Origin of the sequence: Microvirgula sp. AG722, from assembly GCF_003269145.1 — a bacterium.
GTDB lineage: Bacteria > Pseudomonadota > Gammaproteobacteria > Burkholderiales > Aquaspirillaceae > Microvirgula > Microvirgula aerodenitrificans.
The window spans coordinates 17,973-39,278 of the sequence record NZ_QLTJ01000022.1 but is presented as its reverse complement, the minus strand read 5'-3'; the positions used below and the strand labels follow the sequence as shown (position 1 = coordinate 39,278).

The window sequence follows — 21,306 nt, the reverse complement described above, 5'->3', positions numbered from 1 at the left end:
GTCAGGCAAACAGTGCATTGAGGACCGCCAGCATGGCGGCATTGTCTTGTGGCGTGCCCACGGTCAGCCGCAGGCAGTTGTCGAGCATCGGGTGGGCGCCGTGCAGATTCTTGATCAGGATGCCGGCTTCCTTCAGCGCTGCATAGGTCGCCGGGGCATCCGGTACGCGGATGGTGATGAAATTCGCCTCGCTCGGATAGACGGTCAGCGCCGGCAGGCGGGCCAGCGCGTCGGACAGCCGGCGGCGTTCGGCGCGCAGCTGCGTTGCCTGCCGGTCCAGCACGTCGAGGTGTTCGAGCGCGAACAGCGCGGCAGTCTGGGTCAGCACGTTGACGTTGTACGGCAGCCGCACCTTGTCGAATTCGGTCAGCCACGCCGGACTGCCGGCCAGGAAGCCCAGTCGCAGCCCGGCCAGGCCGAGCTTGGACAGCGTGCGCATCACCACCACATTGTCGAATTCGCCCAGTCGCGGCAGGAACGAGTCGTCGGCAAAGGCGTGATAGGCCTCGTCGATCACCACCAGGCCCGGGCTGGCCGCGCGGATCACGTCCTCGACCGTGGCACGGTCGAAGCGCGGCCCGGTCGGGTTGTTCGGATAGGACAGGAAGGTCAGCGCCGGACGATGCTCGCGCACGGCGGCCAGTGTGGCGTCCAGGTCGATCTGGAAATCGTCGCGCAGCGGGACGCCGACATATGCCAGCCCGCAGAAGGTGGCGATCATCCGGTACATGACGAAACTCGGCTCGACCGCCAGCAATGTGGCCCCCGGTCTGGCCAGCGTCATCGCCACCAGCTGGATGATTTCGTCCGAGCCGTTGCCCAGCAGCAGATCCATGCCGGCCGGCACGCCGAAGCCAGCGGCGATCCTGGCCTTCAGGCCGGCCGGGGACGGGTCCGGATAGCGATTGATCAGTGCGTCGGCCAGTCTGGTCCCCATCTCGGCACGCAGCGCGTCCGGCAACCGGTACGGATTTTCCATCGCGTCGAGCTTCAGATAGCCCGAGGCATCGTGTACGTGGTAGGCCGCAAGTGCGGCAATTTCAGGGCGAATCAGTGGGGAGGTCATCTCTCAACTCGGGCACGACAACAATTTCGGCAGGCCGGGCAGTCGCCCGGACCTTCATTATGACGCCATCACGGGAAATACCCAGTACTGGATTGCCCGCTGCCGGGCAGCCCCGGCCATCAGTCGTGCAGGCGCATCTCGGCACTGCGTGCGTGGGCGATCAGCCCTTCGCCATGCGCCAGCGGACTGGCGATACGGCCCAGGGTCTGTGCCCCGGCCTCGCTGACGCGGATCAGGCTGGAGCGCTTCTGGAAGTCGTACACCCCCAGCGGCGACGCAAACCGCGCGGTGCGCGACGTCGGCAGCACGTGGTTCGGTCCGGCACAGTAGTCACCCAGCGATTCGGACGTGAAACGCCCCATGAAGATCGCGCCGGCATGACGCAGCTGCGGCAGCCACGCTTCCGGATCGGCGACCGACAGTTCCAGGTGCTCGGGCGCGATGCGGTTGGAGATGTCGCACGCCTCGGCCAGGTCGGCGACCTGGATCAGCGCGCCACGGTTGGCCAGGCTGGCGGCAATGATGTCGCGACGCGGCATGGTCGGCAGCAGGCGCTCGATGCTGGCGCGGACTTCGTCGATAAAGGCCGCGTCCGGACAGAGCAGGATGGCCTGGGCGATCTCGTCGTGTTCGGCCTGGCTGAACAGGTCCATCGCGATCCAGTCGGCCGGCGTGCTGCCGTCACAGATGACCAGGATTTCCGACGGACCGGCCACCATGTCGATGCCGACCACGCCGAACACGCGACGCTTGGCGGCGGCAACATAGGCATTGCCGGGGCCGGTGATCTTGTCGACGGCGGGAATGGTTTCGGTGCCGTGGGCCAGCGCGGCGACAGCCTGGGCCCCGCCGACGGTGAACGCACGGTCGACGCCGGCCAGATAGGCGGCGGCCAGTACCAGGTCGTTGCGTTCGCCACCCGGCGTCGGCACCACCATGATGATTTCGCCGACACCGGCCACCTTGGCCGGCATGGCATTCATCAGCACCGAGCTCGGATAGGCGGCCTTGCCGCCCGGCACGTAGATGCCGACCCGGTCGAGCGCCGTGACCTGCTGGCCGAGCAGCGTGCCGTCGTCCTCGACGTAGCTCCACGAGCTGCTCAACTGGTGCTGGTGGTAGCGTCGTACCCGGTCCGCGGCCTGTTCCAGCGCGATGCGCGTCGCATCGGGGATGCGCCGGAACGCGGTTTCCAGTTCGGTGCGGGTCAGTTCCAGCGCCGTGGCGGACGCCGGGGTGAAACGATCGAAGCGGGCGGTATATTCGACCAGCGCGGCATCGCCACGCACCTTGACGTCTTCGACGATCGCGGCAACGGCGGTGTCGACCGCCGGATCCTGCGCGCTTTCGAAGGCGAGCAACTCGGACAGCGCGGCGTCGAAGCCGGCCTCGGCGGTATTCAGAATGCGGACAGACATGGACTCACACCAACACTAAAGTTCGTTACGGACCGGCGCGCCGGTCCCGGCGGAAACGCTCAGGACAGCGCGACCTTGATGCCCAGCGCCACCAGCACGCCGCCCAGCACGCGGTCGATGCCGCGTTGCAGGCGCGACATCACCCGGATCACGGCCGGATGCTGGATCGCCAGCACCAGCAGTGGCCAGTAAACCACGCCCAGCGCGAAAATGACAAAGCCGATCAGCGCTTTTTCGCCCAGTCCGGTATCCGGGCGGATCAGCTGGGTGAACACGCTGAAGAAGAACAGCGTGGCCTTCGGGTTCAGCAGATTGCACAGGAAGCCCTGCATGAAGGCAGCGCGCAGGCCGATCTGCTCGCGCGGCGCCGTGCCGACACTGGCCAGCCCGGGACCGCCGCGCGAACGCAGCGCCTGGATGCCGATCCAGATCAGGTAGGCTGCGCCGGCGTACTTGAGCAGGTTGAACAGCCACGGCGTGGTGGCAATCACCAGCGCCAGCCCGGCAATACAGTAGCTCATGTGAACCAGGATGCCGACATTGACGCCGGCGACGGTCGCCATGGCCGCCGCACGCGGATAGCGGGCGGCATTCTTCACCACCAGGAAGAAGTCCGGACCCGGACTCATCATCGCCAGCGTGGCGATGACAGTGATGGCCAGCAGGGTTTCCCACATGGTGCCGGCTCCTAGACCGCGACGCTGGACGCGAACGTGTCGAGCAGCGGGCGGATGATGTCGTGTTTGAGCTTCAGCGCGGCCATGTTGACCACCAGCCGCGAGCTGATGTCGACGATCGGTTCCACCGCGACCAGATCATTGGCCTTCAGCGTGTTGCCGGTCGACACCAGGTCGACGATGGCGTCGGCCAGCCCGACCAGCGGCGCCAGCTCCATCGAGCCGTACAGCTTGATGATGTCGACGTGAACGCCCTTCTTGGCGAAGTGGTCGCGGGCGATGCCCGGATACTTGCTGGCGATGCGCAGCCGCGCGCCCTGGCGCACGGCGGCCTCGTAGTCGAAGCCCTTGCGGACCGCGACCATCATCCGGCACTTGGCGATTTCCAGGTCCAGCGGCTGGTACAGGCCGGCGCCGCCGTGTTCGATCAGCACGTCGCGGCCGGCGATGCCGAGATCGGCCGCACCATGCTGGACATAGGTCGGCACGTCGGACGCGCGGACAATGATCAGCCGCACGTCCGGCTGGTTGGTGCCGATGATCAGTTTGCGCGAGGACTCCGGGTCCTCGGACGGAACGATGCCCGCCGCCGCCAGCAGCGGCAGGGTTTCATCGAAAATGCGGCCCTTGGAGAGCGCAATGGTAAGCATGAAGACGACTTTCTGAAGCGGTTCAGTCCAGCAGCGCGCGGCGTTCGCGCTCCAGCTGGGCGATATAGCGTTGCAACTGGTTCTGCAGCGGGTGGTTGAGATGGATGAACATGCAGCCGATACGATGCTGCTCGGCGCCGTTCTTCTGCTGCATGATCAGCCGGTTGCGGATTTCGAGTTCGACCGGCAGCGAGCCCTGCTGGCGCAGGTCGAGCGAGCAGTCGGAGAACACGGTGCCGATCTCGAAGCCGGGCGCATCGCCCGGCAGCACCAGCGACAGGCCGCCGAGACTGACATCGTAGATCGGCAGCGAGATGCCGCGTTCGCCATCCGGGTTCACGTAGTCGTGCAGGCGGCACAGCAGCGGGCTGGCCAGCGGGGTCTGGATGCGGAAATACTCGCGGCGCTGCAGCTTGATCACTTCGAGCGGCAGGTCGACGACAAAGGCCGGGCGATCTTCCCAGCTGATCAGCCGGGCCGGGCCGGTCACGAACTGGGTCTTGATGCCTTCCGGCGAGCAGACGAACACATTGCGGTCCGACGAGGCAATCTGGCGATTGACGTCATCGCCGGAGCCGATGTCGAACACCAGTTTGCCGGCCTTGGCATCCACCGCCAGCAGCCGGGTCAGCATGAAGGTCTTGCCTCGATTGGAGAACACCGTCACCAGGTTCGACGCGGCAATGACCCGGCGAATGTGATGGACGATCTCCAGCGGCGTGCTCATGGCGAATTTCGCCAGTTCGTCGCTGGGACGAAGCGGTTTGTGGAGCCCGTTGGTATCGCTGGGCTCGGCGGCTGGGGATTCGGCGGAATCGGTCACGTGTTTCTAATCCTGTGTGAATCTTGGGGTCAGGCCTGAAGGATGACGCCTAGCGGTCAGGGCCGATCAGCGCACCGATATCGTGGGCAAACACGTCGGCGCCGCTGCCGTACGGCACATAGACCCGCAGGCGACCGTCCGGATCGTACAAATACGTGCCGGCGCTATGATCGATGGTGTACTCGGCGGCATGATCGCCGGCGACCTTGCGGTAAACCACTTTGAAATCGCCCGCCACCCTGGCGATCGCCTCTGGCGTACCGGTCAGCGCCCGGAAGCGCGGATCGAATGCTCCAGCATAGGCGGCCAGCACATCCGGCGTATCGCGTTCCGGGTCGACGGAAACGAACAGCACCTGGACCTTATCGGCCCGGGCGCCGAGTTTCTTCATCGCATTGGCCAGTTCGGCCATGGTGGTCGGACAGGCATCGGGGCAGTGGGTGTAGCCGAAGAACACGGCGACGACCTTGCCGCGATAGTCCGACAGCCGGACCGGCTTGCCGCTGGTGTTGACCAGGGAGAAGTCGCGCGCATAGTCGATCCCGGTGACATCGGTCGCCGAGAAAGCAGGCGCCGCCGGCTCGGGCGAACAGGCGGCGAGACAGGCAACGAGCATAAGCGCCAGGGCGCGGATCAGGTATTTCATAGCGTCCACGCCAGTGCCCTCCCCGCAACGGGGATCAGGACATTGGCCAAGGCAGGTAGTGGTCCACAAGCAAGGCCGCGAACAAGCCGGAAAGATACCAGATCGAAAAGACAAACGCGCGGCGGGCAGTCGCGTGAGCATAACGACGATGCATGCCAAATGCAATCTGCAGGAAGCGGCCGTTCAGTGCCAGCGCAGCCAGCAGATACAGCCCGCCGGCCATGCCGGTCGCCACCGGCAGCAGTGTCACCGCCGACAGCAGCAGGGTGTACAGCAGCACGGCCAGGGTGGTGAAGCGCTCGCCGTGCGTGACCGGCAGCATCGGCAGGCCGGCACGGGCGTAGTCGTCGCGCCGGTACAGCGCCAGCGCCCAGAAATGCGGCGGCGTCCACACAAAGATGATGGCGAACAGCAGCAGCGCATCCCCGCTGATCTGCCCGGTGGCCGCGACCCAGCCGAGCAGCGGCGGCATCGCCCCGCTGGCGCCGCCGATAACAATATTCTGCGGCGTGGCCGGCTTCAGCCACAGCGTATAGACGATGGCGTAACCGACGAAGGTTGCCAGCGTCAGCCACATGGTCAGCGCATTCACCCGAATCCACAGTATGCCGAGCCCGGTCACCGCCAGCAGCACGGCGAACACCAGCGCCTCGACCGGCGCCAGCCGGCCGCTGGCCAGCGGCCGGCGCTCGGTGCGGCGCATGCGCGCATCGACCGTCCGTTCGACCAGACAGTTGATCGCCGCCGCGCCGGCCGCCGCCAGGGTGATGCCGACCCCGGTGGCGACGAACGTCACCGCATCCGGCCAGCCCGGCACCGCCAGCAGAAAACCGATCAGTGCGCAGAAAGTGATCAGTTGCACCACGCGCGGCTTGGTCAGCGACAGCAGCGCCGCCGCCTTGTCACGCCACAGCCCGGCAGGGCTCAGTACCGATTCACGCATGATGGACTCCAGGCAGCGGATGGGTCGGAAACGGTCTGTGCCGCCGACTGCCAGACCCGCCAGCCGAGCAGCACCACACCGGCCAGCAGCCAGGCACCGACCGCGTTGTGCGCGACGGCCAGCGGCAGCGGCAATTGCAGCAGGACATTGGCCATGCCGAGCAGCAATTGGGTCAGCAGCAGGACACCGAGCGCCAGCAGGTGCCGGCGCAGGCGGTGTTGCGGCCACAGCCGGACCAGCAGCAGGCCCAGTGACAGCGTCACCACGCCGGCACCGGCGCGGTGCAGCCAGTGGATGGCAGTCAGGTGATCGCTGGACAGCAGCGCGCCGGAGGCGGTTTCGCCCAGCGCGCGCCAGACATGAAAACTGTCGCGGAACAGCATGCCGTCCGGCAGCCATTCGCCGCGACAGGCCGGAAACTGCACGCCGCAGGCCAGCGCCGCGTAGTTGCTGCTGACCCAGCCGCCAAGCAGCACCTGGCCAACTACCGCCACCAGAACCAGCCCGACCCCCCAGCGCGCCCGCGCCGCCAGCCGGACCGGCGCCAGTCCGCGCTCGCGGGCCAGCAACACGGTCAGCAGCGCCAGCGTGCTCATGCCGCCGATCAGATGCAGCGTCACCACGGCGGGTTTCAGCAGCAGCGTGACCGTCCACATGCCAAGCAGGGCCTGCAGCACCAGCACGGCCGCCAGCGTAGTTTCCAGTGCCGGTGGCGGCAGGCCGGCCCGACGCGCGCGGCGCCAGCCGGCGACCGTCAGCGCCAGAATCGTCAGCCCGAGCAGACCGGCCGCATAGCGGTGGATCATCTCCTTCCAGGCCTTGCCGGCATCCAGCGGCTGGTCGGGAAAGCGGCTTGCGGCATGGTCCAGCTCATGGGCGGCAGCCGGCACCGACAGATGGCCATAGCAGCCGGGCCAGTCCGGGCAGCCGAGTCCGGCGTCGGACAGCCGCACATAGGCGCCGAGTGGCACCACCACCAGCGTCAGCCACCAGGCGATCCACACCAGTTTGCGCATCAGCCCATCCCCCGGTTGACCTTCATCACCTTGCCGATTTCGACCAGGGCGCGGCGTGGCTCGAATCCGGCCGGGTAGCGCAAGACCAGATTGCCGTGCGGGTCGATCAGGTACAGGTCGTCGAGCGGGTGCATCCCGGGCGCCAGCGCGACCAGCACCCCGGCATCCAGCGCCACGGCATGCACATCGTCGGCGTCGACACTGACCGTTGCCCCGGGCGGGTACAGCCAGACCACGTCGAGCCGCGAGGCCGCCTCGCCCTGCGCCACCCGCAAGCGGCGGGCATTGTCCAGCCGCTGACCGCAGTCGGCATCGCACGGCGCCGGCGCCCAGCTGGCCAGCACCCAGTGCCCCGGCGCGATCGCCACCGGCAGCGGCTGCACGATCAGCTGGCCATAGCTGGCGCCGCCGCGCGGCGGCCACCAGTAATAGGCCGCGGTGGCCAGCAGGATCGGCGCGGCGGTCAACAGCAGCAGCAGGATCAGGATGCGACGGGCGCGGCGGCCTCCGGCAGCGGGCGGGCTCATGGGCGTGTCCTTTCCGGGTGACGGACCAGCGCCGCGCAGACCGCCAGTGCGGCAATGGCCAGCAGTGCCCATTGCAGTGCATAGGCGTAATGCCGGTCGGGGGTCATGCCCCGCCCGGCCATCGTATCGAGCGGCTGCAACGGTGGATCGGTCCGGTCGGCGATCAGGCTGAGCGGCGCCAGCCTGACCCGATAGGCCGCCGCCAGCGCGGCCGGCGGCAGCGCCTGCCACACATCGCCGGCGTGATCCGGCCCGTCAAGCACGCGACGCACGCCCGGCCATGCTGCCAGCCGGCCGTCGACCCGGCCCGCGCCGGCCGGCAGTGCATCACGGGCGGCCCGATCGGCAAAACCGCGCACCACCAGTACGCTGCGGCCGTCGGCCAGTTCCAGCAACTCATGCACCCGCCAGCCCGGCTGGCCGTTGCGGGTCACGTTGTCGAGCAGGATCGGCGGCGAGACCACCCGGCCGACCAGGGTCACCCGCCGGCCGATCCAGGCACCGGTATCGGCCGGCAATTCATCCAGCATGACCGGTGCGTGGACCGCGCGCGCCGCCAGCTGCATGTCCGCTGCGGCCTGGCGCTGCCCGCGCTGCCACTGCCAGCCGGCCAGTGCCAGGCAGGCGGCGGCCACCATCATGGCAGCCAGCCACGGCATGGCCCGTCCGCGCCGTCTAGACTGGGAGGCACCGTCCTGCGAATCCGTCGCCATGAGATATGTCGCCATTGCCTTGCTCATCCTCATTGTCCTGAGCCTGGGCCACGCGCTGCGCCGCGTGCTGCGCCAGCCCCCGGGCTCCCGGGGCGCGGTGCGTGCGCTGACGGCACGCATCGCGCTGTCGCTGCTGCTGTTCGGTCTGCTGTGGCTCGGTGCGGCGCTCGGCTGGTGGGCACCGCACGGCCCGGGCCGGTAAAGGGCACGGTCACAGCCAGTAGACGAAGACGAACAGCATCAGCCACACCACATCGACGAAGTGCCAGTACCAGGCCGCCGCCTCGAAGGCGAAATGGTGGTCGGCATCGAAGTGCCCGCGCAGCACCCGCAGCCAGACCACCAGCAGCATGACCGAGCCCAGCAGCACGTGCAGACCGTGAAAGCCGGTCAGCATGTAGAACGTCATGCCGTAGGCGCCGGAGCCGAGGGTCAGGTTCAGGCTGCTGAAGGCGTGGTGGTATTCCCAGGCCTGCAGGCACAGAAAGGTCAGGCCAAGGGCAACCGTCGCGCCGAGCGCCAGCACCAGCCGGCGCCGCTGGCCGGCCAGCATGGCCCAGTGCGCGACGGTCACGGTCGCCCCCGACGACAGCAGGATCAGCGTATTCAGTGCCGGCAGCCCCCATGCTTCCATCGGCGTGTAGTCGCTTGCGGTCAGCGGGCCGGTGCTGGCCGGCCACGCGGCGCGGAAATCCGGCCACAGCCACTGGCCGGTCACCTGGCCGGACAGGTCGGGCAGCGCAATGGCGCGGACATAGAACAGCGCGCCGAAGAAGGCGCCGAAGAACATCACTTCGGAAAAGATGAACCAGCTCATGCCCCAGCGGAACGACTGGTCCACCTGGCCGGAGTAGCGTCCGCCGACCGACTCGCGGATCACGTCGCCAAACCAGCCGACCAGCATCCACACCAGCACCGCCGCACCGGCTGCCAGCAGCCACATCCCGGGTGCGATGCGGTTGACCGCCAGCGCCGCGCCCAGCCCGAGCAGGAACAGCGCCACGGCGCCGACCATCGGCCAGCGACTGGGGGCCGGGACGAAGTAGTCGCCGCTGTCGGGGGTATGTGCCTGCATGTCGTTCTCCTTATCCCGCAATCCATCTGACCGCCAGCACCAGCAGGACGATCAGGCACAGCACCAGCAGCAGCGCGGTCAGGATGATGTCGCGCGGCGAAATCTGCCGGTCGCGCTCGGCCGAGCGGCGGCCACGCACCCCGAAGAAGGCCGCCAGCACGGTGCGCAGCGTCTGCAGCACGGTCATGACCCGCCCTTCCCCGCCACTTCGATCACCCGGTACGACAGCGCCAGTGCGCCGACGCTGTCCGGCACCTGGCGATCGATCACGAACACCACCGGCAGCGTGCGCGACTCGCCGGGCTCCAGCACCATTTCGCGAAAGCAGAAACATTCCAGCTTGTGGAAGTACTGCGCCGCGCTGACCGGCGAATAGGCCGGCAGCGCCTGCGCCCAGATCCGGCGCTGGCTCTGGTTGACGATGCGGTATTCGACATGGGCGAATTCGCCCGGATGCACGTTCAGACTGGGCCGCAGCGGCACCAGCGACAACGGCGACCCCGGCTGCGGATTGGCGTCCAGCGCCACACTGAGGCTGCGGCTCAGGTCGACCTGGGTATTGGCCGGCGCCGCATCCGCCCGCGTCAGCTCGTTGAGCCCGAGTGCGGCGCAGATCTCGCGATAGAACGGAATCAGCGCAAAGGCGAAGCCGAACATCAGCACGGCAATCACCAGCAGTTTGTACAGCAGCACGCGGTTGCCGGCCGCACGATCCACCGTCGGGGCCGTCATCCGCCCAGCCCTCCGCTGATGGCCTGGCGCAGCATGACGCCGACAAAGCACGCCAGCGCGAACGCGGCGGCCAGCCAGGCGGTACGGGTCGCCGGTTTCATCGCCGCACCACCCGGCCGTTGAGGTCGAATTCGGCATGGGCGACCTCGGCCGGGTCCGAGAACGAGTGGTACGGCGCCGGGCTCGGCTCGGTCCATTCCAGCGTATCGGCACCCTCCCACGGCCGAGCCGGTGCCGGCGGCCCGTACCGGATTGTCCACAGCACGTTGTACAGGAAGATCAGCTGGCCGAAGCCGAACAGGAAAGCACCGATGCTGGCGACCTCGTTGAAGCCGGAAAACTGCAGGGCGTAGTCGGGAATCCGCCGTGGCATGCCGGCCAGGCCAAGGAAGTGCATCGGGAAGAAGGTGACGTTGAACCAGACCAGCGACCACCAGAAGTGGAAGCGGCCCATGCGCTCGTTGTACATCCGCCCGCTCCACTTCGGCAGCCAGTAGTAGGTGGCCGAGAACAGGCTGAACAGCGCGCCGGCGACCAGTACGTAATGAAAGTGAGCGACCACGTAGTAGGTATCCTGCAGTTGCACGTCGACCGCCGCCACCGACAGCACCACGCCGGACAGCCCGCCCATGGTGAACAGGCAGACGAAGCCGATGGCGAACAGCATCGGCGTCTCGAAGCTCATCGCGCCCTGCCACATGGTGGCGACCCAGTTGAATACCTTCACCCCGGTCGGCACCGCGATCAGCATGGTCGAGTACATGAAGAACAGTTGCGCGGTCGCCGGCATGCCGGTAGTGAACATGTGGTGCGCCCAGACCATGAACGACAGGATGGCAATGCTGGATGTTGCGTACACCATCGAGTGATAGCCGAACAGCGGCTTGCGGCTGAAGGCCGGAATCACCTGGCTGACGACGCCGAAGGCCGGCAGCGCCATGATGTAGACCTCAGGATGGCCGAAGAACCAGAAAATGTGCTGGTACAGCACCGGATCGCCGCCGCCGGCGGCATTGAAGAAGTGGGTGCCGAAATGGCGGTCGGTCAGCACCATGGTCACCGCGCCGGCCAGCACCGGCATCACCGCGATCAGCAGGTAGGCGGTGATCAGCGAGGTCCAGACGAACATCGGCATTTTCATCAGTGTCATGCCCGGCGCGCGCATGTTCAGGATGGTGGTGATGATGTTGATCGAGCCCATGATCGAGCTGATGCCCATGATGTGGATGGCGAAGATGGTCATGTCCATGCCGACGCCCATCTGCGTCGACAGCGGCGCGTACAGCGTCCAGCCCGCTGCCGCGGCGCCACCCGGCACGGCGAACGACAGCATCAGCAGCAGGGCGGCCGGCGGCAGCAGCCAGAAGCTCCAGTTGTTCATCCGCGCGAAGGCCATGTCCGGGGCGCCGATCAGCAGCGGGATCATCCAGTTCATCAGCCCGGTAAAGGCCGGCATGATGGCGCCGAACACCATGATCAGCCCGTGCAGCGTGGTGAACTGGTTGAACAGCTCCGGTTGCCAGAACTGCAGGCCGGGCCGGAACAGTTCGGCGCGGATCGCCAGCGCCAGCACCCCGCCGGACAGGAACATGATGAAGGCGAAGGTCAGGTACAGCGTGCCGATGTCCTTGTGATTGGTCGCGTACAGCCAGCGCCGCCAGCCCTGCGGATGACCGTGATGGGGGGCGGCGTGCTCATCGTGGGCCAGGCCCGGTTCGACAACCGTCGTCATGTGAAGCCTCCTCAGGCGGTCTTGCCGCCGCGCGCGGCGACGATGTCCTTCGGCTGCACCACGTCACCGGTGTGGTTGCCGAAGGCATTGCGTTCGAAGGTGATGACCGCGGCGAGATCGGTATCGCCGAGCTGCTTGCCCCAGGCCGCCATGGCCGGGTTCTTCCGGCTGCCGTTGAGCACGATATCGATATGGGCGGCCGGCGCGCCGGTGGCGATGGCCGAGCCGGCGATGGACGGGAAGTTGCCGGGGATGCCGTGCCCGTCGGCCTGGTGACAGACGACACAGTTGGCCTGGTAGACCTTCTCGCCACGCGCCTTCAGGTCGGCCAGCGTCCACACCTTGTCCGGGTCGTCACGCTGCGCGGCCGCCTGTTTCTTCTGCGCGTCCAGCCACACCTGGTAGTCGGCCGGGCTGCGCGCATCGACCACGATCGGCATGAAGCCATGCTCCTTGCCGCACAGCTCGGCGCACTGGCCGCGATAGACGCCGGGACGGTCGATCTTGAACCAGGCATCGCGGACAAACCCCGGGATCGCATCCTGCTTGACCCCGAGAGCCGGTACCCACCACGAATGGATGACGTCATTGGCGGTGATGATCAGCCGGACCTTGCGTCCGACCGGCACCACCATCGGCTGGTCGACTTCGAGCAGGTATTCGGCGTTCCGGGGCACGTTGCGCTCGATCTGCGCGCGCGGCGTCGACAGGTTGCTGACGAAACTCAGCCCGTCATCGACATAGTCGTAACCCCATTTCCACTGGTAGCCGGTCACCTTGACCGTCATGTCGGCGCCGCTGGCGTCTTTCTGGGCAAGGATGGTGCGCGTGGCCGGCAGTGCCATGACGACCAGGATCACGAACGGGATCACGGTCCAGATCACCTCGACCGTGGTGTTTTCGTGAAAGTGCCGCGCCTGATGACCGGCCGCCTTGCGGTGGCGGAAGATCGAATAGAACATCACGGCGAACACCACGACGAAGATCGTCACGCACACCAGCAGCAGCATGGTGTGCAGATCGAAAATGTCGCGGGCAATCCGGGTGACGGGTGCCTGGAGATTCAGCGCCCAGTCCGCGCGCGCCGTCGGCGCGACAACGGCACAGGCCGTTGCGACGGTACGAATCATGGTTTCCCCCCGCAGAAATGGCGGACGGCGTCTTGTCACTCGCTGCGCCGTATCACCTCGGTATATGTAGCAACGATGGCGATGGGCAAGAAAGAAATTCCATTCGCAACAGTATGTTGCGATGCAGCGGGCGCAATAGCCCACCGTATCCGGGTGCGTCGCGCTACACTCGTCCGTCCGATCCTCACGGACATTCATCCATGGCCCAGGGCTATTTCCTTACCGGTACCGACACCGATGTCGGCAAGACCCATGTCGCCGTACAGCTGATCGAACGCTGGCGGCGCGACGGCCGGCGTGTGCTGGCGATGAAACCGGTGGCGTCCGGCTGCGAGCGTGCGGCCGACGGCACGCTGGTCAATGGCGATGTGGAGCGGCTGGTGGCGGCGACCGGCCAGCGCGACCGCGAGCTGATGAATCCCTATCGTTTCGAGCCGGCGATCTCGCCGCATTTCGCCGCCCGCGACGCCGGGGTCGAAATCAGCCTGGCGCGGCTGGTCGAGCATTACCAGTCGCTGGCCCGGCAGGCCGACATCGTGCTGGTGGAAGGGGCCGGCGGCTGGCTGGCGCCGCTGTCCGACCGGCTGGACATCGCCGACCTGGCGGTGGCACTGGATCTGCCGGTCATGCTGGTGGTCGGCATGCGCCTCGGCTGCATCAATCATGCGCGTCTCAGCGCGCAGGCCATTGTCGACCGTGGTCTGCCGCTGGCCGGCTGGATCGCCAACCGCATCGACCCCGACATGGCGCGCCATGAAGACAATCTGGCCACGCTGAAGGCGAAGATCGCCGCCCCGCTGTTGCTGGAAGTCCCGTACACCGGTCAGTGACGCCGATGAGGCGAACGCTGCTGTCGGGCCTGCTGGCGCTGCCGCTCGGCTATGGCGCCGCCAGCGTGCTGCTCGGCGACTGGCTGTCGTCGCCCGGTCGCCCGCAGGCGAACGGCGCCACAGTACCGGTCTACGCCTGCAGCAATGGGGTGCATGTCGATCTGGTCCTGCCGGTGCGGGACGCCGGCGGCACCGGACCCGATCTGTCCCGGTGGTTCCCGCCGTCCCACTTCCGCGCGGATGTCCGCGCGCTGGGCTGGCTGGGCTTTGGCTGGGGCAGCCGGCGCTTCTATCTCGAAACCCGCGACTGGTCGGACCTGCGCCCCGGCATGGCCCTGTCGGCTGCGCTGGGGCTGAACCGCAGCCTGATGCATGTCGGCTACCGGTCCGATCCGGCCGGGCAGCGCGACTGCCGCGCCGTGCCGCTGTCCCCGGCCGACTACCGTGCGCTGCAGCAGCGCATCCTCGCCCGCTTCGCCGCGCCGCTCACGCCGCTGGCCGGCATGGCCTATGGCGACCACGATGCGTTCTACCCGGCCAATGGCCGCTACAGCCTGCTGCAGACCTGCAATGTGTGGAGCGGCAGCCTGCTGCGCGACGCAGGAGTGAAGATGGGATGGTGGACGCCATTCGCCGGCAACGTACTCGGTCACCTGCGCTGAACGGCGTCCTTGCCGCTCAGGCGGTCAGTTCCAGCAGGGCGCGGTAGGCGTTGTCGAACAGCGCCAGTCCCTGCTGCTGCAACGTGTCGCCGACCTGGTCGAGGTCGATGCCGGCAGCGACCAGCGCGGCCAGTTGCGCATCGACCGCATCCAGTCCGGCCGTCAGCGTCGGCGCGGCTTCGCCATGGTCGCGGAAAGCGGCCAGCGTGGCGTCCGGCACGGTATTCACCGTGTCCTTGCCGATCAGGCCTTCCACGTACATCACATCGGAGTAGGCCGGGTCCTTGGTGCCGGTGCTGGCCCACAGCAGGTATTGCGGGCAGGCGCCATGGGCGCGCAGCGGCGCGAACTCGCTGCCGTGAAACCGTTCCAGATAGCGCTGATAGGCGCTCTTCGCCAGCGCCAGCGCGCTCTTGCCGCGCAGGGCCTCCGGCAGTTGCGGATCGAGCAGACTGTCGACGCGGGACAGGAAGAAGCTGGCGACCGCCTTGACGTGATGCAGCGGCAGGTCGTCGTCCATGCGCGCATTCAGGCCGGCGATATAGGCGTCCCACACCGCCTCGACCTGGCGCAGCGAGAACAGCAGCGTGATGTTGACGTTGATCCCTTCGCGGATCAGCGTGCGGAAGGCGGCGATGCCGGCCGGCGTCGCCGGGATCTTGATCATGGCGTTGGGACGCGCAATCGCACGCCACAGCCGGCGGGCGGCCGCCAGCGTGCCGGCCTCGTCATCGGCGAGCAGCGGCGACACTTCCAGGCTCACATAGCCGTCTTCGCCATGGCTGCCGACATAGGCATCACGCAACTGGTCGCACGCCAGCTGGATGTCGGGGATGACCAGGGCTTCGTAACGCTCTTCGGCCGACAGTTTCGGCACCGCCTTCAGGCGGCCGAGATCGGTCTGGTAACGCGGATCGTGGCGAATGGCTTTTTCGAAGATGGCGGGGTTCGAGGTGACGCCGGCAATGCCGTCATCCCGGACCAGGCATTCCAGCGCGCCGGTCTGCAGCAGTTCGCGTGACAGGTTGTCGAGCCAGATGCGCTGGCCCAGCGGGCGTATGGCGGAGAGTCGCTTCATGAGGCTTGTCCGTTCTTGTTCTACAGGATTCAGACAAACATCCTAGCGCGACGGTTCCTTTGCCGCCACGTCCGCGCGCAATCCGCGCGCTATGGCGTGACCGCGTCCGGTTCGGCGACCCGCTCGCGCGGGAACGACACGCTGAAAGTACTGCCTTTTTCCAGCTCGCTGCTGACTTCCAGCCGCGCATGGTGGCGCGCCAGCACATGCTTGACGATGGCCAGGCCAAGACCGGTGCCGCCCGAGTTGCGCGAACGTCCCCGGTCCACCCGGTAGAAGCGTTCGGTCAGTCGCGGCAGGTGTTCGCGGGCGATGCCGATGCCGGAATCGGTCACGCTGAACACGGCGCGGTTGCCGTCGAACTGCCAGCGCAGGGTCACGGCGCCGCCGGCCGGCGTGTAGCGGATGGCATTGGACACCAGGTTGCCGAATGCGCTGTGCAGTTCGTTGACCGAGCCCCACAGCCAGCGGTCGCTCTGCTGCTCCAGCACCACCTCATGCCGGCCCTGCGACAGCCCCTGCGCCTCGACCAGCAGCACGCGCAGCAATTCATCCATGTCGACGCGGTCGGTCTGGGTGCCGCCGCCGTTCTCCAGCCGCGACAGCGTCAGCAGGTCCTCGACCAGGCTCTGCATGCGCCGCGCCTGCTCCATCATCAGCGGCAGGAACTGGCGCAGCACTTCGGGGCTGGGCGACTCCATGTCGACCAGCGTCTCGACAAAGCCGCCAATCACCGTCAGCGGCGTGCGCAGCTCATGCGACACATTGGCGACGAAATCACGGTGCACGGTCTGCACCCGTTCCAGCTGGGTGATGTCGCGCGACAGGATCAGCTTGCGGGTCGAGTCGAACGGCACCAGCTGCACCGACAGCACCCGCTCGGTCGGCTGCGACTGGCGCAGGATCAGCGGCTGGCTGTAGTTCTGTTCGGTCAGGTAGCGATGAAAGCCGGGCTGACGCACCAGGTTGGCGATCTGGTTGCCGACGTCGCCCTTGCGGTCGAGGGCGAAGTGCTCGACCGCCATCGGGTTCAGCCATTCGATACGGTCGTGCTCGTCGAGCACCACCACGCCGTCCGGCATGGCTTCGCCGGCATTGATGAAGCGTTCGAGCACATTCGACAGCTTCTTCTGGTTCATGCTCTGCTGGCGCGCCTGGCGGTACAGCGCGGAGAAGATCTGCTGCCAGCTTCCCAGCCCCTCGGGAATGCGCTCCGGACGCGGATGGCGCATCCACTGGATCAGCAGCGCAACGTGGTACAGATGGAAGACCAGCCACGCCGCCAGACCGACCGCCAGCACGGCGAACAGCGCAGCGGCACCGGCGGTGAACCACGCAGCCAGTGCGAACAGGCACAGGACGCCGGCCCAGGCGGCACTGCGGGTCAGGAATGCCTTCATGCCTGGGCCGAGAAGCGGTAGCCCGTGCCTCGCACGGTCTGCACCAGCGAATCATGGCCGCTGCCTTCCAGCGCGCTGCGCAGGCGGCGGATATGAACGTCGACGGTACGCTCCTCGACGAACACATGGTCGCCCCAGACCTGGTCGAGCAGCTGGGCACGGCTGTGCACGCGTTCCGGGTGGGTCATGAAGAAGTGCAGCAGGCGGAACTCGGTCGGGCCGAGATCGAGCGGCTGGTCGCCGGCATAGACCCGGTGCGTGCCCGGATCGAGCTTGAGCCCGCGCACCTCGACCGCATCGTCGGTCATCTGCGGCGCGCGGCGACGCAGCACGGCCTTGATCCGTGCCTGCAGCTCGCGCGGCGAGAACGGCTTGGTGATGTAATCGTCGGCGCCGGTTTCCAGCCCGGTGATCTTGTCCTGCTCGTCGGAGCGAGCGGTCAGCATGATGATCGGCACGGCGCGGGTCCGCTCGTCGGCGCGCAGTTTCTTCGCAAACTCGATCCCGCTCTGGCCTGGCAGCATCCAGTCGAGCAGCACCAGATCCGGCAGGGCGTTCTTGACCAGTGTCATTGCGGCTTCCGCGCTGGCGGCACGCAGCACGTGGTGCCCGGACTGGTTCAGATTGAAGGCGATCAGTTCCTGGATCGCCGGCTCGTCTTCGACAAGCAGAATGTTGGCGGGCATGGGGGAAGTCGGGTCCTGGCTGCAAGAATTGTGGCAAGCATAGAAACGGCCTGTTACCGAAACATGACAAGTCACCTACAAAATGCAAATAGCGGAGAGCCGGGCCGCTCAGCCTGCCAGATCGGCCACCCTCGCCTCGGCCTGGTCGTCGCGCAACCGGGCAGCGAAATCTTCCGCCAGCAGCGGGCGGCTGAACCAGAAGCCCTGGATCAGGTCGACGCCGGCCGCCTGCAGGAAGGCGAACTGCCCTTCGGTCTCCACCCCTTCGGCCACCAGGCGCAGGTTCAGGTGCTTGCCCAGCGAAATCACGGCGCGCACGATGGCGGCGTCTGAATCGTCGTTCTCCAGGTCGCGCACGAAGCTCTGGTCGATTTTCAGCAGGTCGACCGGGAAGCGCTTCAGATAGCTGAGGCTGGAGTAGCCGGTGCCGAAGTCGTCGATCGACAGCTGTACCCCGAGCTGTTTGAGCTCGGACAGCGTGGCGATCACCTGCCGCACATCGTGCATGACGATGCTCTCGGTCACTTCCAGTTCCAGCCATTGCGGCGCCAGACCGGTCTCGACCAGCGCATCAGCCACCTGGGCGACGAAGTTCGGCTGCTGGAACTGCCGGCCGGACAGGTTGACCGCAACCGTGATCGGCTCCAGCCCCTGCCGCTGCCAGACAACGGCCTGCCGGCAGGCTTCGCGGATCGCCCAGTCGCCGATCTGCACGATCAGCCCGCTTTCCTCGGCGATCGGGATGAAACGTCCCGGCGAGATCATGCCGTATTCGGGATGCTGCCAGCGCATCAGCGCCTCGGCACCGACGATGCGGCCGCTGATGGCATCCACCTGCGGCTGGTAGTGCAAACACAGCTCGCCGCGCAGATGGGCCGTGCGCAGCTGCACTTCCAGCTCCAGCCGCTCGGCGGCGCGGTCGTTCATGTCGCTGCTGTAGAACTGGAAGGTATTGCGTCCGCGCCCCTTGGCCTGGTACATCGCCGCGTCGGCGTTGCGGATCAGGTGATCGGCCTCGATGCCGTCACGCGGATACAGGCTGATGCCGATCGACGGCGTGGTCGACAGTTCACGTTCGCCGACCCGGAACGGCACCGACATCGCGGTGACGATGCACGAGGCCACCTCGCCGGCGCCCTGCTCGGTGGCACCGGGCAGGATGATCAGGAATTCGTCGCCGCCCAGGCGCGCCAGCGTATCGTCCGGGCCAATGAATTCGTCCAGCCGGCCGGCTACCGCCTTCAGCACTTCGTCGCCGACGGCATGGCCTAGCGAATCGTTGATGTTCTTGAAGTTGTCCAGGTCGATGAACAGCACGCCGATCGGCCGCTCCTGGACTTCGGCCTCGTCGATCGCATGCGACAGGTGCTGGTACAGCGCATAGCGGTTGGCCAGCCCGGTCAGCGCATCGAAGCGCGCGTAATACTCGATGCGCGCCTCGTTGAGTTTCTGCGCGGTCACGTCGTTGATGGTGCCGATCAGCCGCTGCGGCCGACCCAGCACATCAGGGTCGACAAACTGGCCGCGAGCCTGCACCCAGCGCGTTTCGCCGTTGCGCACATTGACCCGGTGCGTGCTTTCCACCCGTTCCGGCGGCACCCGCTGCCAGCCGGTGAATTCGGCTTCGACCCGGGCGCGATCCTCTTCATGCAGATGGGCAAACCAGGCTTCGAGCGGCAGTTCCAAGTGGCTTGAGTGCAGGCCGAAGCGGCGCAGCACCGAGCCGGTCAGCACGATTTTGCCGCTGGACAGGTCCATTTCGTACAGCGCGGTATCGGACGCTTCCAGCGCCAGCCGCAACCGGGCCTCGCTGGCGGCCAGCGCGGCCTCGGTCCGGCGCCGCGCGCTGATGTCGCGCGCCTGCAGGCACATGACGGTCTCGCCGGTCTCGCGCACCAGCACGCTGCTGGTCACTTCCGCCGCGACTTCGGTGCCGTCCGCCAGCCGCAGCGTGCATTCGAACAGTTCGCTTTGCCGGTCCAGTCCGCGCAGGTACAGCGCACGCCAGCGATCCGGCTCCAGCTGCGGCATCAGGCTGCCGATGCGCCGTCCAATCAGGATCTCGTCGTTCCGTGCCAGGCAGCGGGTTGCCTCGCGATTGGCGTAACTGACCGTGCCGTCGGCAAACACCCACAGCACCAGCTCGGCGCTGTTGTCGACCGAGTTCTGTGTCAGTCGCAGTCGCCGTTCGCTGCGCTCCAGCCGCTTCAGCTGCGCGAGCAGTACCAGCAGCAGGGCAGTCAGGCCGGCCATGGTCAGGGCCAGCAGCAGGCCCTTGGACAGCATCTCCGCCCACCAGCCGGCCAGCGCCCGGGACTTGCTGCGGCTGACGCTGACCACCAGCGGCAGTTTCTCCAGTGGCGCAATGGCGACCAGCCGGGTGTCGCCGTCCAGCACCGATTCGAACAGCCCGCCCTCGCGGCGATCGCGGATCAGCCCCGAGACGATGCGGGCGCGCTGTGGCGATGTTGTCTGCGCCAGGCTCTGTTCCGGAAACGAAATCAGCCGGGTACCGTCCTGCTGCAGCAGATCGATCGCGGTATCGTCGTCAATGCCCAGCGTGCGGTAGAACGCCTGAAAAAAACCGGGATCGATCCCCGCCATCACCACGCCATGCAGGCGACCGCCACTTTCGATCGGCGCCGCCATCGGCACGAACTGATGCTGGTTGATGCGGTTGGCGACCGGCCGGCCGAACAGAAACGCCTGCGCCGGGTTGCGACGCAGCGACTCGAAGACTTCGCGCCCGCGAATGTCCAGCTGGTGCACCGGGTAGACCATCGAGGTGGCGACCACGTCGCCGTGACGATCGGCCACGGTCAGGAAATTGGATTGCGGATCGAGCATCAGCGCATCGCGCAGCACGTCGTGCAGCGCCGCCTCGTTGCGCTTTGCCAGCAGGGCCTGCACTTCCTCGGAACGGGTCAGGGACATCAGTTGCCCGGTCGAGGCGCGGAAGACTTGCGAGAAATGGGCAGCCAGCACCCGGGACAGGGAACCAAGCTGGCTGCGTTCGGCTTCCAGCGCATTGCGGTAGCCGTGCCAGCCGGTAATCAGCAGCCCGGAAGTCACCAGCAGCACAAGCAGGCAGAAACCGATCACCAGGATCCGGCGCAGCCGGTCGATCGGATACAGGCTCAACGGCAGGTGGGAAGGGATGCGTTCAGCCATGATGCGCGGGGGACTGAGTGCGGTCGGGCATGCGCAGCCGCCCCAGGGCCGGATGGCAGCGCAAACAGGGAGAACCGGTGAGCGAAGGACGACGCCCGTCAGGCCGCAGCCCCCGTGCCCGGGATGGCCGGCCCTGCTGTACGCTCCACTCCCTGCCTTCCCGCCCCAAAGTCACGCTCCCGTTATGCTATTCGTAATAATAAAGGCGGGTCGATTATGCCTTGTGTGAAACAAAAGCACACCGTTGGCACAAAATTATCTTTCAGCCGCTTCGGCAGGGGTCAAATCTACACCAGACAGGCCGTGAACTGCAGCACAAATCACAGTTTCA

At 66.8% G+C, this 21,306-nt stretch carries 22 protein-coding genes; 3 read left to right on the top strand and 19 right to left on the bottom strand.

Annotation, left to right across the window (positions count from 1 at the left end; translation table 11 throughout):
* Position 1: 1 nt before the first annotated feature.
* From hisC to DFO50_RS17450, 10 genes are all read right to left on the bottom strand, one after another.
* Entirely contained in the window at positions 2-1,066 is a 1,065-nt protein-coding gene (gene hisC / locus DFO50_RS17495) for a histidinol-phosphate transaminase (protein WP_107889078.1), read from the bottom strand.
* 119 nt (positions 1,067-1,185) lie between these two features.
* The gene (gene hisD, locus DFO50_RS17490) at positions 1,186-2,484 is read right to left on the bottom strand and encodes a histidinol dehydrogenase (protein WP_028499413.1); all 1,299 of its coding nucleotides are present in this window, start codon (positions 2,482-2,484) and stop codon (positions 1,186-1,188) included.
* Positions 2,485-2,543: 59 nt separating this feature from the next.
* The gene (locus tag DFO50_RS17485) at positions 2,544-3,161 is read right to left on the bottom strand and encodes a LysE family transporter (RefSeq protein ID WP_028499414.1); all 618 of its coding nucleotides are present in this window, start codon (positions 3,159-3,161) and stop codon (positions 2,544-2,546) included.
* A gap of 11 nt (positions 3,162-3,172) precedes the next feature.
* Positions 3,173-3,811 (bottom strand): ATP phosphoribosyltransferase, encoded by a 639-nt coding sequence (hisG, locus tag DFO50_RS17480; RefSeq protein WP_028499415.1) that lies wholly within the window; start codon positions 3,809-3,811, stop codon positions 3,173-3,175.
* A 22-nt stretch (positions 3,812-3,833) separates the two neighbouring features.
* Positions 3,834-4,634, bottom strand: coding sequence for a flagellar brake protein (locus DFO50_RS17475; protein WP_028499416.1), 801 nt, complete (start codon positions 4,632-4,634; stop codon positions 3,834-3,836).
* Positions 4,635-4,683: 49 nt separating this feature from the next.
* Entirely contained in the window at positions 4,684-5,280 is a 597-nt protein-coding gene (locus tag DFO50_RS17470) for an SCO family protein (protein ID WP_028499417.1), read from the bottom strand.
* Positions 5,281-5,314: 34 nt separating this feature from the next.
* Positions 5,315-6,223, bottom strand: coding sequence for a heme o synthase (gene cyoE / locus DFO50_RS17465; protein ID WP_051528888.1), 909 nt, complete (start codon positions 6,221-6,223; stop codon positions 5,315-5,317).
* Complete coding sequence (locus DFO50_RS17460; protein ID WP_051528889.1) at positions 6,205-7,239, bottom strand: heme A synthase; 1,035 nt, start codon at positions 7,237-7,239, stop codon at positions 6,205-6,207. Before DFO50_RS17460 ends, cyoE begins: the two co-directional genes overlap by 19 nt.
* Positions 7,239-7,766: a hypothetical protein gene (locus DFO50_RS17455; RefSeq protein WP_028499419.1), complete on the bottom strand. Its 528-nt coding sequence runs from the start codon at positions 7,764-7,766 to the stop codon at positions 7,239-7,241. Before DFO50_RS17455 ends, DFO50_RS17460 begins: the two co-directional genes overlap by 1 nt.
* On the bottom strand, positions 7,763-8,425 hold the full coding sequence (locus tag DFO50_RS17450) for an SURF1 family protein (protein WP_028499420.1): 663 nt from the start codon (positions 8,423-8,425) through the stop codon (positions 7,763-7,765). The genes DFO50_RS17455 and DFO50_RS17450 overlap by 4 nt, the downstream gene beginning before the upstream one ends.
* A 52-nt stretch (positions 8,426-8,477) precedes the next feature.
* On the opposite strand from DFO50_RS17450, the gene DFO50_RS17445 reads away from it, so the two are divergent.
* Entirely contained in the window at positions 8,478-8,681 is a 204-nt protein-coding gene (locus tag DFO50_RS17445) for a DUF2909 family protein (protein ID WP_028499421.1), read from the top strand.
* A gap of 9 nt (positions 8,682-8,690) precedes the next feature.
* Here the strand turns inward: DFO50_RS17445 and DFO50_RS17440 are convergent, their stop codons facing one another.
* The 5 genes from DFO50_RS17440 to coxB form a co-directional block, all read right to left on the bottom strand.
* Complete coding sequence (locus DFO50_RS17440; protein WP_028499422.1) at positions 8,691-9,554, bottom strand: cytochrome c oxidase subunit 3; 864 nt, start codon at positions 9,552-9,554, stop codon at positions 8,691-8,693.
* A 10-nt stretch (positions 9,555-9,564) separates the two neighbouring features.
* Positions 9,565-9,741 carry a DUF2970 domain-containing protein gene (locus DFO50_RS17435; RefSeq protein ID WP_084300092.1) on the bottom strand — a complete coding sequence of 59 codons (177 nt, stop codon included), beginning with the start codon at positions 9,739-9,741 and terminating at the stop codon, positions 9,565-9,567.
* Complete coding sequence (locus DFO50_RS17430; protein WP_028499423.1) at positions 9,738-10,286, bottom strand: cytochrome c oxidase assembly protein; 549 nt, start codon at positions 10,284-10,286, stop codon at positions 9,738-9,740. Before DFO50_RS17430 ends, DFO50_RS17435 begins: the two co-directional genes overlap by 4 nt.
* A gap of 97 nt (positions 10,287-10,383) precedes the next feature.
* Positions 10,384-12,018, bottom strand: coding sequence for a cytochrome c oxidase subunit I (gene ctaD, locus DFO50_RS17425; protein WP_028499424.1), 1,635 nt, complete (start codon positions 12,016-12,018; stop codon positions 10,384-10,386).
* Positions 12,019-12,029: 11 nt separating this feature from the next.
* Positions 12,030-13,148 (bottom strand): cytochrome c oxidase subunit II, encoded by a 1,119-nt coding sequence (gene coxB, locus DFO50_RS17420; RefSeq protein ID WP_028499425.1) that lies wholly within the window; start codon positions 13,146-13,148, stop codon positions 12,030-12,032.
* Between the two features lie 200 nt (positions 13,149-13,348).
* Here coxB and bioD point away from each other — a divergent pair, with 200 nt between their 5' ends.
* Both bioD and DFO50_RS17410 read left to right on the top strand, forming a co-directional pair.
* Entirely contained in the window at positions 13,349-13,978 is a 630-nt protein-coding gene (bioD, locus tag DFO50_RS17415; protein WP_028499426.1) for a dethiobiotin synthase, read from the top strand.
* A gap of 5 nt (positions 13,979-13,983) precedes the next feature.
* Complete coding sequence (locus DFO50_RS17410) at positions 13,984-14,640, top strand: TIGR02117 family protein (protein ID WP_112692932.1); 657 nt, start codon at positions 13,984-13,986, stop codon at positions 14,638-14,640.
* A 16-nt stretch (positions 14,641-14,656) separates the two neighbouring features.
* Here DFO50_RS17410 and tal read toward each other — a convergent pair whose 3' ends face one another.
* The 4 genes from tal to DFO50_RS17390 all read right to left on the bottom strand — a co-directional run bounded on the left by tal (position 14,657) and on the right by DFO50_RS17390 (position 20,975).
* Complete coding sequence (gene tal, locus DFO50_RS17405; RefSeq protein ID WP_028499428.1) at positions 14,657-15,718, bottom strand: transaldolase; 1,062 nt, start codon at positions 15,716-15,718, stop codon at positions 14,657-14,659.
* Between the two features lie 89 nt (positions 15,719-15,807).
* On the bottom strand, positions 15,808-17,118 hold the full coding sequence (phoR, locus tag DFO50_RS17400) for a phosphate regulon sensor histidine kinase PhoR (protein ID WP_107889074.1): 1,311 nt from the start codon (positions 17,116-17,118) through the stop codon (positions 15,808-15,810).
* Entirely contained in the window at positions 17,115-17,804 is a 690-nt protein-coding gene (gene phoB, locus DFO50_RS17395; protein WP_028499430.1) for a phosphate regulon transcriptional regulator PhoB, read from the bottom strand. Before phoB ends, phoR begins: the two co-directional genes overlap by 4 nt.
* A gap of 108 nt (positions 17,805-17,912) precedes the next feature.
* The gene (locus tag DFO50_RS17390; RefSeq protein ID WP_084300094.1) at positions 17,913-20,975 is read right to left on the bottom strand and encodes an EAL domain-containing protein; all 3,063 of its coding nucleotides are present in this window, start codon (positions 20,973-20,975) and stop codon (positions 17,913-17,915) included.
* Positions 20,976-21,306: the final 331 nt, after the last annotated feature.